This is a genomic window from Dapis brunnea BLCC-M229 (assembly GCF_050015995.1).
Lineage (GTDB): Bacteria > Cyanobacteriota > Cyanobacteriia > Cyanobacteriales > Microcoleaceae > Trichodesmium.
This window is the reverse complement of sequence record NZ_JBNHEP010000208.1, coordinates 31,454-46,311: the sequence shown is the minus strand read 5'-3', so window position 1 is coordinate 46,311 and position 14,858 is coordinate 31,454. Positions and strand designations below refer to the sequence as shown.

Here is a 14,858-nt window from a genome sequence, read left to right as displayed (position 1 = left end):
TAAAAAATTATCCCATTAGCTATAAAAATAAGGGAGTAGGGAGTAGGGAGCAGGGAGTAGGGAAGAAATTGAAAAAGTAAGGGAGTAGGGAGTAGGGAGTAGGGAAGAAATTGAAAAAGTAAGGGAGTAGGGAGTAACCAGTCAGGATATAGTACAAAAGTAGAGTACAAAAATTGGGATAATTTATTTTCTGCTATTCCCTAAGACTTTTGAGCGCAAACTCTAAATAGTCAAAACAATCTTACCAAGCATCGAACCCCCTTCTAACATTCGATGTGCTTCCATTGCATCATCTAAAGGAAAAGTTTTATTCACATTAATCTTTAATTTTCCTTGGTCAAATAACCGCCCACATTGCTGCAAAATCTTAGCTTGATCTTCTTGAGCTTCCGTCAATCCTTTCATCATGGGAGTTAACATTAACTCTAACCCAATTCTTAGATTTCTTTGCCTAGCAACTTTCAAATTTCCCAAGGTATAATTTGGCTCCAAAATTGTCACTAAATCGCCATAAACTTTCACTGCTGGAATAGTGTCATAAAAAACCTTTCCGCCAATAGTATCAAAAGCCAAATCTACCCCTTCTCCATTCGTCCAATCTAAAACAACTTGGAGAAAATCTGTATTCTTAAAAATTGCTAAATCTACACCTAAACTTTTAACAAAATCTGCTTTTTCTTCTGAACTAATAGTAGTAGCAACCTCAGCACCTTGTAATTTTGCTAACTGTATAGCCACATGACCGACACCCCCTGCACCACCATGAATTAACACCTTTCTGCCAGCTTGTAACTTTCCTCTGTCATACAAAGATTCCCAAGCAGTAATTAAAACTAACGGTGCAGCAGCAGCTTCAACAAAGCTTAAAGAACTCGGTTTTTTCGCTACAAATCTTTCATCCACAACAGCTAATTCTGCATAATTTCCAGGAGTTAATCCAATCCCACTATTACAAAAATAAACTTCATCTCCCACTTGAAACTTTTGTACATTTTTACCAATTTCTGTCACAATACCTGCTGCATCACATCCTAAAATAGCTGGCATTTGCTCTGGGTAAAATGTGCCACGAGTGCGTAATTTAGTATCAATAGGATTTACCCCAGCAGCTTTCAAACGGACTAATATTTCTCGATCGTGTTCAATTACAGGGTCAGCAACTTGCTGTACTTGCAAAACTTCTGGTGTTCCTGGCGATGTCATTAAAACTGCTTTCATAATTGGTTTTTTCCTGATTTTAGAAGGAAGAGGGAAGAAGGAAGAATTCATTAATTGATAATTGATAATTGATAATTGATAATTACAAGAAGGTTAAAACCGTTACACCAATTGAAGATTGGGAAATATCATTTCTTCTCAAGGGGAGATTGGATATGGCGTTTAGCGTTCCGCACAACGCGCGTTTTCATGTCGCAAAGCGAAACGCGGAGCGACATGAAACGCGTAGCGTCCCGGAGGGAAGGGAAACCCGCTCTTGCAGAGCCGCTCCGCTAACGCCATCCCATCCTAACGGACTGCTCCGCAAACGACCGCTTTTTTCCCCTATCCAAGGGGAGGCTTTAAACCACAATTATTTAATTAACAATTAATAATTAATAATTAATAATTCGGTAAGAAGGAAGGGAGAAAGCTTTATATTTTATGTACGGATCAACACTAACTGTAAAGTCATTGCGACTGGAACAGAGTGGAAGGAAGCAATCTCCTAAAACCCTGAGATTGCTTCTTATCGTCGCTGCGGACGACTATTCAAGCGGATTCTATATCAAGCCTGCCTTTTTAAGGATATCAAAATAATCAACTTCAGTATTTCCAGTCTCCTACTTCAAGTAGGAGATACTGATAACTGATAACTGATAACTGAAATTACATAGTCAAAGACTGTGGGTTAGTTTCAATCAACTTCGCCAAATCTTGCAAGAAAGCAGCAGCATCAGCACCATAAATAATCCGATGGTCACAAGTAATATTCACCTGCATTTGTCGCTTAACTCCAATCATCCCATCAGCAGTTGCCACTACTTGAGGTTGAGATGCACCAATAGCTAAAATCGAACCTTGACCAGGTGGTAAAATAGCATCAAACGTATTTACCCCAAACATTCCCAAATTAGAAAGAGTAAAAGTACCAGTGCTGTATTCATCCGGTTGTAACTGTTTTGCTCGCGCTCTATCTACCAAACCTTTCCAAGTGCGAGACAAAGAATAAATATCCATCTTGTCAGCATTTTGCAATACTGGTGTAATCAAACCACCATCTGGCATTGCTACCGCTACAGAAATATTAATCCCCGAAGGATGCTGAATACCTTGATCCACATAAGCAGCATTCACTAAAGGATGTTGTTGCAAAGTCATTGCCACTGCTTTTGCCAAAATAGCAGTCATTGTTACACCCTTAGACTTAATCTGTTTGTACAACCCATCCAAATTATCTGTGGCGATCGTATAACTAACATGGAAAGTAGGCACAGATAAACTTACGATCATATTCCGCACCACTGCATTTTGCAGAGTATTCATCGGCACAACTTGCCCAGGAGTTATTGGAGCAGGAGGTGCAGATGGTATCAGTGGAGGCGCTGGAATAGATGGTTGAGTAGGAATAACAGGAGTAGCGATATTAGCTGGTGCAGCTACGTAACTAGGAGTTCGACCTGTTGCCTTTTCTACATCCTCTGCCACAATGCGACCGTGAGGACCTGTACCTTTGAGGGTACTCAAATCCACTTTCAAGTCTTTGGCCAGTTTTTTGGCACGAGGGGAAGCAATAATCCGTCCATTACGACGACTGCCATTTTCTTGGATTTCTGTGGTAGTAGAAATGGGAGCTGTGGCAACAGCAGTTGCAGAGCTAGAAGCAGTAGCAGCAGTAGTTTCTGTCTTTGCTGTAGTCCCGCCTTGCTGTTTAGCTTGTTCAATTTCTGCTTCAGTTTCAGCTAATAAAGCAATGGTAGAACCTACTGGAGCAACATCTCCAGCCGCTACAACTATTGTGGCCAAATATCCAGAGGAAAAGGACTCCACATCCATATCTGCTTTGTCTGATTCTACGACCACTACTGTTTCGCCTTTTTCCACCCAATCACCAGGAGATTTTTGCCAAGAAACAATTTTACCCTCCGTCATAGTGGAACTAAGGGCGGGCATAAATACATCGTTAATCATGTTAGTTTTCCGTCGTTTTTTTTGTGGACAAATTGTTTAGATAAGATTCTATAGCGCAAGTCATAAGTCATAAGTCATAAGTCATAAGTTATCCCTAACTGAGTTTAAGCATTTATAAATGTCAAACACCTATTTGCGTGGTGCTTATATGAAGAAGGAGTCAGGGCTCAGAATTAATTAGGGATAGCTGAACAAAAGTATAATCAATACCAGTTCAGGCTTCCAGGGTTTTTTCCCTATTGAAAAAGTGCAAGGTTTTTGGCTCTTGTAGTCTCAAAATACTATAGCAATCCTATTTTATTCGTGGCAAAAATCTTGCTGCTTTTTAGGGAACAGGGAACTGGGAACTGGGAACAGGCAACAGGTAGGAGTTTCAACTTTTTTTTTTACTTTTTAATTACCCGCAACCTATGCGCGGATTGCTATAATATTTTTCCCCTGACTATCAAAAAATTTGGCCGTAGCAGATAGTCTAAACTGTTGCCTATCATCACCATCAGACTTTTTCAGCAAACCCTAATTACTGGGAAATTTATACCTACCACGCTCTTAAAGAGCAGAAAATTTTATGTTTAGTGGAGCTCTCAAAAGAACTCCCCCATATCCGCCATTTCTACAGAATTTTTATCTAAATTCTGAACCCAAAGGCGAACATTGAACCTAATATCTAATGCCTAATTCCTTATTTCATGCCAATTCAGAACCTATTTATATCCTGTTAGTTAGATGATAATAATAAACTTACCTGCTAACTGCTATATTTATTCAAGAATAAATATAGATTTTTTTTAGTTGATTAACAAGCCTAAATAAATCCTTAATTTCGATTAACTTTATTTATGGGATTAGCTATTATGGGATTAGCTATTAGCTGACTACCATGGAAGAATAAATTAGAAAGTAAGAAATCAATTTTAGGCAACAGGAAATAGATAAAAGGGAAAAGAAAAAAAGTAGGTGTATCTCATTAATGTAAGAACCAATATAGTATCAATTACCAAAAAATAAGGTTGAAAGCCTCCCCTTTTAAGGGGATGAAAAAAATATTCAATTCAGTATTTCAAGCCTCCGACTTTAGTGGTCGGTACTGATAACTGTTAACGCAGTTACGACCATAGGAGGCTAACTGTTAGCGTAGCTCCTCCGACAGGAGGCTAACTGAAATGACCCATATTTAATTATTTACTGGATACCATTTTTCCTTTTTCTTAATCATCCCTATATCCCCATAAAAAATCCTTATCTAGACTTCTCCTTTCTCTTTAAACATCACCTCGCACTTCTTCAATTACTCCATCCCGGAGCAGAATTTCTACTTGCATTTTTTTGATCAAATTATCTCCAATATCCGCAGTAAATACACCTTCAATTTGACCCTGACTAACTTGTTGTTCCAATTCTAATGTTTGTACTTGTTGTAATTGTTGTAAAGCTTGGTTTTTCTGCTCCAAAAGCTCATTTTTCTTTTGATTTACCTGCAGTTGAATATTATCAATCTGCTGTTGTATTTGGGGACCAGGAGGTTGTACACTTTGCTTCTGAATTTCAGAAATCATTCGTTGCCCTTGCATTTCCAGTCTTTGTAATTCACTATCTAAATTATTAATTTGGCTTTGTAATTGTTGTTGAGCTTCTTCTTTCCAGCGTGGAGTAACGACTACTTTAACATTAATCGCTCGCTTTAGAAGTAATTGTGTTTGAGAATACTCCATAAAATTGTTCTTGTTAGTTTCTTTTGTGTTTACAAATACGCGCGAGAAAATTGATTATAGACTTTAAGATTTCAGAGCATCTAGTTGAGATAAAAAATCCAAAATCCACAATAGTCATTAATCAAACATTCTGTTAATCATATCGCGGTAATGTTCCGTAACAACGGGACGCTTAATCTTCATTGTTTGGGTTGTCATCCCATTCTCGATCGTAAACGGCTCCAGAATCAAGCGAAAAGGGCCAATTCGGTCATCTGGCCGATATCCGGGGCGATTTTTTACCTCTCGATTCAACTCTTGACGGAATAACTCTTGAACCTCCTGGCTTTCCCAATTAATTTGGGGTTCAGACTGAGAAGGATTATATTGGGCAATCCAGTCTTCCACAGCCTCAATATTAGGGACAATTAAAGCACCCAAAAATTTCTGGTCTTGCCCCACCAACATAATTTGGTCTATATATTGACTACGGGCACAAGCATCTTCAATAGGCTGAGGTTCAATATTTTCTCCATTAGTTAAAACAATTGTATCTTTTGCCCGTCCGGTTAAGACTAAATCATTCCTAGGAGTCATCCAACCAATATCACCAGTATTAAACCAACCCTCCGAGTCAATAGCTTTCTTAGTCGCTTCAGGATTTTGATAATAACCCGCCATAATTTGTGGCCCCCGCGCTAAAACCACTCCTTTCTCCCCAGGAGGTAAAGTTTTGCCACTTTCTGGGTCAACTATTTTAATCTCAGCTCCCGGAATAGGTCTTCCAGAAGACCCCCGCAGATTTTCCCAATGGTGTCGGGCGGACAAAACTGGGGAAGTTTCCGTTAAACCATATCCAACCAATAAACCTATATCCACTGCTTCAAAGAAATTTTCTAAGTGCATTGCTAGGGAACCCCCCCCACTCACGGCAAATTTTAACCGACCTCCCGTAGCTTGACGGATTTTTTGATAAACAATTTTTTCTCCTAAAGTATGAAGAGGCAATAATACCCAACTCTTTAAAGTTGCTAGCAATTTTTGAGACTGAGATGGTTGGTCAAGTTGCAAAACTAACCCTTGACTAATACGCCGAGCTGTGATGTATTGCTCACTTATATTGAAGAAAAAGTTGGCTAATTTTTGTTTACTTGCTGGTTGTTCCCTGAGCTGTTTTTGTACTCCGTCATAAATTAATTCCCAAACCCTGGGCACACTAATAACGTAATGGGGTTTGTATTCTTGGAAATCCTTTTTCAGATAACGCTTATTAGTATAAATTGCAGTACAACCTTGGCAGAGGAAAAAATATTCTCCTGTTCTACCAAAAGTATGCCAAGTTGGCAATATATTTAAGGTGCATTCTCCTGGTTGTGGTTGTAAATATACACCAATATTATTGATTTGATGGAGCAAGTTGCCGTGGGTTAACATTACTCCCTTGGGTTTGCCAGTGGTGCCAGAAGTGTAGAGTAGGGTAGCGAGAGTTTCCAGATTTTGGTTAGTTGGTTTGAGGGGACGTTCTTCTCCTGTGGCAATGACTTGGGAAAATTTAACCACAGGTAGATTTTCGTCAGAGTTTGGGTCTTCCTCAGATAAGAGAATAATTAAATGTATAGGTAGGTCTTGTAGGCGATCGCTCAATTTCTGTAACAAGGCCAAATTTTCCACGACCAAACTAATACTGCCACTATTTTGAAGAATGTAAATCAGTTCTTCTATATCTGCAGTTCCACTTCTAACTACATCTGCTCCACCAGCCATAATAATACCCTGGTCAGCAATCATCCACCGGGGACTATTATCAGCAAATAAGGCCACTCTAGGTGGTAGAGATGTGCCATTTTCTGTGGAGACAACCCCCAAAGCTTGTAAACCAGCAGCAAACTTTTGAATCTGTTGGTTAAGTTCTTCGTAGGTAAATTTTACTTCTGGTTGAACGTGGGGGTCATGGAGAGCAGTAATTTGGCCGAAGTGTTTAGCAGCCAATGGCCATATTTCCGAGAGAGATTGAACAGAGTCGTAGAGAGTGACTGTTTGGAGATTGGCACGTTCGCGATCGCTTATTTGCCAGGAGTTGGGAGAGGTGGGAGATTTTGCAGAAATGGTCATTATCTACTTCCTAAAAGTATTAATTATCTAAATGTTGGCAGAAGACCCGCACCAGAATTTTAAATTTGGTGTAGGGATGAATGCCAAACAACAAATATGCTATAATAATACTTTACTATTAGTAATAAGTCTAAAACATTGAAAGCCAGATACAAATATCGTATCTACCCAAATTATATCCAAATAACTAAATTAAATCAACTTTTTGCTTGTTGTAGATATGTTTGGAATCAAAGTTTAGCGTATTGCCATCAACTATATGCCAACGCTCAAAAGAAGCCTAGTTATGTTGATTTAACCAAACAATTTATAACTCTCGCTAAGAAAGAATTAGTTTGGTTGAAAGACGTAGCCTCTACTCCATTACAACAATCTCTTAAAGACTTAGACCAAGCTTACAAAAACTTTTTTAAGAGCAGTACTGGTAAGAGAAAAGGTAGACCTGTTAGACCTCCTAAATTTAAGTCAAAAAAGTCAAGACAAACCGCCAGATTTGTAGGAGCTAATTACCAAATTGGTCAAGATAAAATTTATCTACCCAAAGTCGGCAAAATTAAAATAGTTTGGTCAAGGTCATTACCTAGTCAACCTACATCAGTAACTATAATCAAAGATAGTTCTGGTCGTTACTTTGCTAGTTTTGTAGTAGAAACTTGTTCAGAACATTTACCAAAGTCTGGTAATTCAGTGGGAATTGATTTAGGTATTTTAACTTTTGCAACATTGAGTAATGGTGAAAAGATTAATGCACCAAAACCACTCAAGAAAAACCTCAAAAAGTTGGCTAAGTTTCAACGTAAATTCAGTAACACTGAGCTAGGTAGTAAGGGTCGTGAAAGAGCGAGATTAAAAGTAGCTAAACTGCATAGCAAAATCAAAGATATTAGAACTGATTTTATTCATAAACTATCAACTGATTTAGTCAATAAGTACGACATAATCGTACTAGATGATTTGAATGTCTCTGGCATGGTTAAAAATCGCAAGCTGGCCAGAGCTATTAGTGATTTAGGATGGAGACAATTTAGGATTTTAACTGAAGCCAAATGTGAAAAACATGGTAGAGAATTTAGAACTATTTCTAGGTGGGAGCCTACGTCTCAAAAATGTTCTCATTGTGGTTTCAAGGGTGGTAAGAAAGAATTAAATATTAGAGAATGGACTTGTTTGAATTGTGGAACATTCCATGACCGCGATCTTAACGCTGCTGTAAATATTCTCAATGTAATTCAACCAAAAACCAAAGTTGAAATAGTCAAAGAAACAGTAGCAGAAAATCCAGTTCAATTATCACTTTTTGTGAGGGAAACTCCTCCACAGGAGGCTATAGTCGCCGAGGGTCAAGCGGAGACAATTAAACGGACACGGAGGAAACGTAAGACTGGCTTGCCAGCAGATTCCAATGATGTGTCAACCCGTCCTGAGTCCTTCGTTCAGCTTAGTCTGTTTGATTGATAGATGGGAATCCCATGTTGTCTCGTAGAGCCACGTCGGGAGGATGTCAAAAATCTAGTATCTGAGAATTTAAGGTAGGTTTGCTAATTTTAAGGAGATTTTATTAACTTATCCCCGTTATTGATTTTATCTAATCTTGGCAGAGTATGAGGCTTTTGTGGAACATTCCATGACCGCGATCTTAACGCTGCTGTAAATATTCTCAATGTAATTCAACCAAAAACCAAAGTTGAAATAGTCAAAGAAACAGTAGCAGAAAATCCAGTTCAATTATCACTTTTTGTGAGGGAAACTCCTCCACAGGAGGCTATAGTCGCCGAGGGTCAAGCGGAGACAATTAAACGGACACGGAGGAAACGTAAGACTGGCTTGCCAGCAGATTCCAATGATGTGTCAACCCGTCCTGAGTCCTTCGTTCAGCTTAGTCTGTTTGATTGATAGATGGGAATCCCATGTTGTCTCGTAGAGCCACGTCGGGAGGATGTCAAAAATCTAGTATCTGAGAATTTAAGGTAGGTTTGCTAATTTTAAGGAGATTTTATTAACTTATCCCCGTTATTGATTTTCTCTAATCTTGGCAGAGTATGAGGCTTTTGTAGTCAATAGTCAGTAGTTAATAGTTAATAGTTAATATGTCTTAATTCATCCAACATATTGATGTGTATCAACTGTCAAAATTCCCAATCTGTTATTGTTAAGTTAACGAAATCTAGCTTATACAAGCTGATGTAAAAGATTAAAATTAACTTTCTCAAAGAAACAATGACTAACAGAATACTTAGGCATCGTTATCAAATTGACTTTGAATTAGGAAAAGGTGGTTTTGGAACGACTTATTTAGCAGTTGATTTAGACTTACCCGATTGTCCTCAATGTGTGGTTAAACAACTAACTCCTTCAGACCCACGTCCGGAAGTTTTTCAAGAGGCTAAAAAATTATTTGATAAGGAAGCAAAAATATTACATCGTCTGGGAAAACATGAGCAAATTCCTCAGTTATTTGCCTACTTTGAAGAGGGTGGGCAATTTTATTTAGTTCAAGAATTTATTGAGGGATATGACTTGACAAAAGAGATTTATTCTCGGAGTAGATTTACAGAAAATCAAACTTTTCAATTATTAACTGAAATTTTGTCTATTTTAAAGTATGTGCATCAGCAAAATGTAATTCATCGTGACTTGAAACCTCAGAATATTATGCGGAGAAAATATGATGGGAAAATTGTTTTAATAGATTTTGGTGCAGTCAAAGAAATTAAAGGATTAACTGTTATTAGAGGAGATAAGACAACTATGACAATAGCAGTAGGAACTCCTGGATATATGCCTATGGAACAAGCAGGAGGTCAACCTAAGTTTTGTAGCGATATTTATGCTGTGGGAATGATGGCTATTGAAGCATTAACTGGAGTTGATGTAAATCAATTTCCTAAAGATTCTTCAACAGGTGAAATTATCTGGAAAGATCGAGTTAATGTGAGTGATGATTTAGGTCGGGTTCTGGATAAAATGGTGTTGTATGATTGGAGAGATCGTTATCACAGTATTGATGAGGTGATGGCTGAACTTATAGGTGATAGTTATTCTGCTCATAGTCCTACATATCAGCCTACTATACCTTCTGGAAAACCAGTTAATAATTCTTCTGCAACTGTTGTAAGGTCTACTGTTTTTCCTAATGTTAGAAATCTTCCACAAACACAACCTCCACCTAGCAATGTACCTCTGGTTTCAGCTAGTAGAATTGATTATACTAAGTTGCGTGATTTGTTAGCGACAGGAAAGTGGAAAGAGGCAAATCAGGAAACAAATATAGTTATCCGAGAAACTGCCAAAGTAAGATGGTTTGGGAAGTTAAATTCTGAGAACATTAAGAAGATTCCTTGTATTGACTTGCAAACCATTGACCAACTCTGGGTAAAGTACAGTAATGGACACTTTGGGTTTAGCGTTCAAAAGCAAATTTACTTGGATACCGGAAATTTACCCAATATTTATAATGAAAAAACTTATACACGATTTGGAGAGAGAGTTGGATGGAAACTGAAGCGAAACAGGGGATTTTATGGTGGATGGTTATCTGGTTATGATAACGTCATTTTTGACAGAAAAGCTCCTAGAGGACATCTCCCAATACTTCGCTTCCCTTTTAGAAGAAAAAAATGGAAATTACTCTTAAATGGTTTTGTAATTATATCTTCAATATTCCTTTTGGTATTAATGTATTATCTTCTTATTAATGGTGGGTGGAAGATTCTGACTGGAATGATTTCTGATGAATTTTTTCTGGGATTCATCATAAATGTAGGGGTGGTGATGGTCTTGTGGCTGCTTATATTTATTTTAGAGAAAAGGATAAGGCATTCTATTTGTACTGTTTGTGTAAAGGAGTCGATTTGTTTGTCGGCTCTCTCACAGAAACTTGATGAGTATCATAATATATAAGCCTTTGATTCATCAACAGAAAAAAGTTTTAGAAAGTAATTTTGAGAAAGTTTTTTTATTTCAACATTTCGATACCTGGCACTGAGATTTTTCACCCCCACTCCGTTCCACTGGTTTAACGTGGGGGTCATGGAGAGCAGTAGTTTTGCCAAAGTGTTGGGCAGCTAGGGGCCATATTTCCGAGAGAGATTGAACAGAGTCGTAGAGAGTGACTGTTTGGAGATTGGCACGTTGCAAAGTATGAGGCTTTTAGAAGTCAGAAGTCAGAAGTCAGAAGTTAGGAGATATTAACAGGACTTACGCATGGGTACTACATATAGCGCAAAAAACTATAACGTTATAGTTTTTGAACTCTACATATATGGTCTATGCGTAAGTCCTAATTAATTCATTTGATAAGTAAGTAGTGCTGTGACACACCTAAAATATTGCAATAGTAGGGGCGGGTTTCGCGTTAAATTAATGGTGTTCACCACCAGATGAGATGAACCCGTCCCCTATATAGCACTTACGTCAAAGCTTTCGGTTCAACTCACCCCTACAATTTTTTGAATGTTTAATAATTAAGAGGGCGGGTTTTGATAACTAGATGGCGCTTACGTCAAAGCTTTAGGTTAAACCAGCCCCTACTGAATATTGATGTGTATATTTTCTTAGAAGTTGTTTGAGAAGTACTGCATGGAACCGATGAATCATCAAAACCTAACCCCCCTGCCCCCCTTCCCTACAAAGGAATGGGGGTTTCAAAGCCTCTCTCCTCGCAGGAGAGAGGTTTTTATGAGTTGACAAACAATTTCTTAATTATCAAAATTCTTCATCTTCAATATCCTTAAATAAAGGGAAATTAGCCTATAGAAGTTGATGTAAAAGATTAAAATTAACTTTCTCAAAAAAACAATGACTAACAGAATACTTAGGCATCGTTATCAAATTATCTCTAAATTAGGAAAAGGTAGCTTTGGAACTACTTACCTAGCAGTTAATTTAGACCTTCCTAATCATCCTCAATGTGTTGTTAAACAACTAAGTCCATCAGATCCCAGACCAAAAGTTTTTCAAGTGGCTAAAAAATTATTTGAAAAAGAAGCAAAAGCTTTACAAAAATTGGGAAAATATAATCAAATACCTAAATTTTTTGACTACTTTGAAGAGGAAGGAAAATTTTATTTAGTACAAGAATTTATTGAAGGGAATGACTTAGCAAAAGAGATTGATTCTCAAAGAATATTTACAGAAAATGAGACAGTTAAACTATTAACTGAAATCTTAGAGGTTTTAAAATATGTACATCAGCAAAATGTAATTCATCGTGACTTAAAGCTTCAGAATATTATGCGGAGAAAATCTGATGGCAAAATTGTCTTAATAGATTTTGGGGCAGTGAAAGAAATTAAAGGATTAACTGTAACAAGTCAAGGTCATGCAACTACAACAATAGCAGTGGGAACTCATGGATATATGCCTAGCGAACAAGCAGCAGGTAAACCTAAATTTTGTAGCGATATTTATGCTGTGGGAATGATAGGTATTGAACTATTAACAGGAATGCGGGCAAATCAGTTTTCTGAAAACCCATCTACTGGTGAAATTATTTGGAAAAAGCAAGTTAATGTGAGTAATAACTTGGGTTTAGTTCTCGATAAAATGGTTTTGTATGATTGGAGAAATCGTTATCAAACTGTTGATGAAGTCATGGGCGAATTAAAGAATATTGTTAAACCCCCACCTTCTAATAAACGTTTGGGAATTGTTCCTGCTATTGCTGCTTTGGGTATTGTTGCTTTGGGTGGTTTTGCTTCTTTTATTCTTGCTTCTATCTTATCAAAAGGAGTCATAGAAGCAGGACAGGGGAAAGATGTGGAGACAATGTACAATCGTTTGGATGCTTTGACAGAAGCAGGGCAATGGCGCAAGGCAGATCGACAGAATTGGGAATTAATTAACCAAATTGGCGATCGGGATGGAGATTACTCTTACATATCCGCCTCAGAGGCAGAGCAATTTTCTTGCCCAAATTTGCAGCGAATAAATCAAATTTGGACACAAAGATCGAAGGGTAGATTTGGCTACACTGCCCAACTTCAAGTAATTGATGAGAATGGGGATACCCTAGAAGCTTTTCGAGAGGATGTTCGAGCTTGGCGACGGTTCACGATCGCCGTAGGATGGAAAACTGGAACAGATAAGGATGACAATGGTTACCTCTCGGATAACGACCTTAAGTTTACTATGAATGCTCCAAAGGGACACCTCAGCACCGACGATGAAAATTTTGACTTAATTCTAACTCGGGCTTCCCAGTGTGAATTATGATCTAAAGAGATTTGAATGTGCATAAGTTTAATCCTCCCAAGAACTAATATTAGTTGAGTTTTGCTGAATTTTTGTTTTTTTTATTTATGAACAGTATATTACGAGTTAAACTGCTAAAGCTGATACTCCTTAGTTTCATAGTCTTTATTATCATTTCTTGTGCTGAAAATCTTCCTATATTTAATTCAGAGCGTATTACATTTGGAGAGAAATCCTTAGCAAATCCAGAGGAAGTTAGACCTGAAAGAGAAAGAGGAATTAATTCAATTGCCAATAGAAATTACGATCGGGCATTTAGAACTTTAACTAATTACTTGAAATCAACACCCAATGATCCAGAAGCACGAATTTTTCTGAATAACCTAGAAGTTGAAAAAAATAAAAAACCTTACCACGTTATTGCTGTATCTATGCCAATTAGTAGTAATTTGAATGCTTCTCTGGAAGTTTTGCGTGGAGTTGCTCATGCTCAGTATGATTGGAATTTTTCTAGATCGGGTGCTGAAGGAATGTTGAAAGTAGCAATTGCTGATGATGATGATAATGACTTTAATAATGGTACGAAAATTGCGGAAGAAGTTGCCACAGAGTTAGCCAAGAAAAAGGAAATTCTAGGAGTAGTTGGTCACTACTCAAGTGACACTTCCCTAGCAACAGCCAATATTTACAAGGATGACCAGCTTGTATCGATATCTCTTAGTACCTCTGTTGAGCTAACAAATTACAGTCCTTATTTTTTTCGCACCGTACCTAGCGATCGAGCCGCTGCAAAAGCTTTAGCAAAATATGCTCAGACTGAGTTAAATTCAGTAAAAGCAATGGTATTTTATAACTCAGATAGCAAATACAGCAAATCGCTAAGTCAAGAATTTATCTCTGAGATAGGGAGAAGGAATATTATTCTGAGAGAAGACCCAGATTGCGATCTATCTACATGGTCAAAAAATCCTGAAGATTGGCGTGAGAAAGCAACTAAAGTTCTCAATAGGGCAAAAGATTCAGCAAATGTGTTGATGCTAGCTCCCAGTTCAGGTTATTTAGATCGAGCTCTGGAAATACTTCAGGTTAATCAAGGGAATTTACCAGTATTGGGTGGGGATGAAGTTTACTCTGCAAAGACTCTTGAGAAAGGTCGAGATAGTGCTGTCAAAATGATTGTAGCTATAGCATGGGATATTGAAGTAAATGAAGCAGGTTCAGATTTTCCAGAACGCTCTCGAAAACTTTGGGGAACTTCAAGTGTGAATTGGCGAACAATTACTGCGTATGATGCAGTTCAAGCTCTGGGAAGGGCAATTGAAAAGCAAACTCAACCAACTCGTGAAGGTGTTCGGGAGGAGTTATCATCAAACTTTTCTACACCTGGAGCATTGAGAGCAGTGAAATTTTTAGATTCTGGTGACTATGACGGTGATATTCAATTAGTGGAAGTTGTGAAGATTGGGTCTCGGTATGACTTTGTACCTCTTAAGCGTTAACCAAGTTAAATAAGAGATGTTAGATTAATGAGGTAGAGTTATAAATTAATATAACTTTCTCAAAAAAACAATGACTAACAGGATACTTAGACATCGCTATAAAATTTTATCAGAGTTAGGTAAAGGTGGTTTTGGTACTACTAGTGGAAGTTGTGAAGATTGGGTCTCGGTATGACTTTGTACCTCTTAAGCGTTA

At 37.7% G+C, this 14,858-nt stretch carries 9 protein-coding genes; 4 read left to right on the top strand and 5 right to left on the bottom strand.

The features are described 5' to 3' along the window. Positions 1-222 precede the first annotated feature (222 nt). The 4 genes from ACP6PM_RS23360 to ACP6PM_RS23345 all read right to left on the bottom strand — a co-directional run bounded on the left by ACP6PM_RS23360 (position 223) and on the right by ACP6PM_RS23345 (position 6,971). Positions 223-1,218 (bottom strand): zinc-dependent alcohol dehydrogenase family protein, encoded by a 996-nt coding sequence (locus ACP6PM_RS23360; RefSeq protein WP_426588872.1) that lies wholly within the window; start codon positions 1,216-1,218, stop codon positions 223-225. A 648-nt stretch (positions 1,219-1,866) separates the two neighbouring features. Continuing rightward, positions 1,867-3,168 carry a dihydrolipoamide acetyltransferase family protein gene (locus ACP6PM_RS23355; protein ID WP_426588870.1) on the bottom strand — a complete coding sequence of 434 codons (1,302 nt, stop codon included), beginning with the start codon at positions 3,166-3,168 and terminating at the stop codon, positions 1,867-1,869. 1,262 nt (positions 3,169-4,430) lie between these two features. Beyond that, entirely contained in the window at positions 4,431-4,880 is a 450-nt protein-coding gene (locus ACP6PM_RS23350) for a YlqD family protein (protein WP_426588868.1), read from the bottom strand. 117 nt (positions 4,881-4,997) lie between these two features. After that, on the bottom strand, positions 4,998-6,971 hold the full coding sequence (locus ACP6PM_RS23345) for a long-chain fatty acid--CoA ligase (RefSeq protein WP_426588866.1): 1,974 nt from the start codon (positions 6,969-6,971) through the stop codon (positions 4,998-5,000). A gap of 138 nt (positions 6,972-7,109) precedes the next feature. Here ACP6PM_RS23345 and ACP6PM_RS23340 point away from each other — a divergent pair, with 138 nt between their 5' ends. Both ACP6PM_RS23340 and ACP6PM_RS23335 read left to right on the top strand, forming a co-directional pair. Next, positions 7,110-8,426 (top strand): RNA-guided endonuclease InsQ/TnpB family protein, encoded by a 1,317-nt coding sequence (locus ACP6PM_RS23340; protein ID WP_426588864.1) that lies wholly within the window; start codon positions 7,110-7,112, stop codon positions 8,424-8,426. 762 nt (positions 8,427-9,188) lie between these two features. Further along, a complete protein-coding gene (locus ACP6PM_RS23335; protein ID WP_426588862.1) occupies positions 9,189-10,871 on the top strand; it encodes a protein kinase domain-containing protein in 1,683 nt (560 codons plus the stop codon). A gap of 60 nt (positions 10,872-10,931) precedes the next feature. Here the strand turns inward: ACP6PM_RS23335 and ACP6PM_RS23330 are convergent, their stop codons facing one another. Beyond that, a complete protein-coding gene (locus ACP6PM_RS23330) occupies positions 10,932-11,108 on the bottom strand; it encodes a hypothetical protein (protein WP_426588860.1) in 177 nt (58 codons plus the stop codon). 660 nt (positions 11,109-11,768) lie between these two features. Here ACP6PM_RS23330 and ACP6PM_RS23325 point away from each other — a divergent pair. Both ACP6PM_RS23325 and ACP6PM_RS23320 read left to right on the top strand, forming a co-directional pair. Continuing rightward, positions 11,769-13,184 (top strand): protein kinase domain-containing protein, encoded by a 1,416-nt coding sequence (locus ACP6PM_RS23325; protein WP_426588858.1) that lies wholly within the window; start codon positions 11,769-11,771, stop codon positions 13,182-13,184. Between the two features lie 86 nt (positions 13,185-13,270). Continuing rightward, complete coding sequence (locus tag ACP6PM_RS23320) at positions 13,271-14,662, top strand: ABC transporter substrate-binding protein (RefSeq protein ID WP_426588856.1); 1,392 nt, start codon at positions 13,271-13,273, stop codon at positions 14,660-14,662. Positions 14,663-14,858 lie beyond the last annotated feature (196 nt).

Bases quoted from the DNA above. Each gene is read 5' to 3' on its own strand.
- ACP6PM_RS23360 (WP_426588872.1), bottom strand. From the start codon at position 1,218: ATGAAAGCAGTTTTAATGACATCGCCAGGAACACCAGAAGTTTTGCAA.
- ACP6PM_RS23355 (WP_426588870.1), bottom strand. From the start codon at position 3,168: ATGATTAACGATGTATTTATGCCCGCCCTTAGTTCCACTATGACGGAG.
- ACP6PM_RS23350 (WP_426588868.1), bottom strand. From the start codon at position 4,880: ATGGAGTATTCTCAAACACAATTACTTCTAAAGCGAGCGATTAATGTT.
- ACP6PM_RS23345 (WP_426588866.1), bottom strand. From the start codon at position 6,971: ATGACCATTTCTGCAAAATCTCCCACCTCTCCCAACTCCTGGCAAATA.
- ACP6PM_RS23335 (WP_426588862.1), top strand. From the start codon at position 9,189: ATGACTAACAGAATACTTAGGCATCGTTATCAAATTGACTTTGAATTA.
- ACP6PM_RS23325 (WP_426588858.1), top strand. From the start codon at position 11,769: ATGACTAACAGAATACTTAGGCATCGTTATCAAATTATCTCTAAATTA.
- ACP6PM_RS23320 (WP_426588856.1), top strand. From the start codon at position 13,271: ATGAACAGTATATTACGAGTTAAACTGCTAAAGCTGATACTCCTTAGT.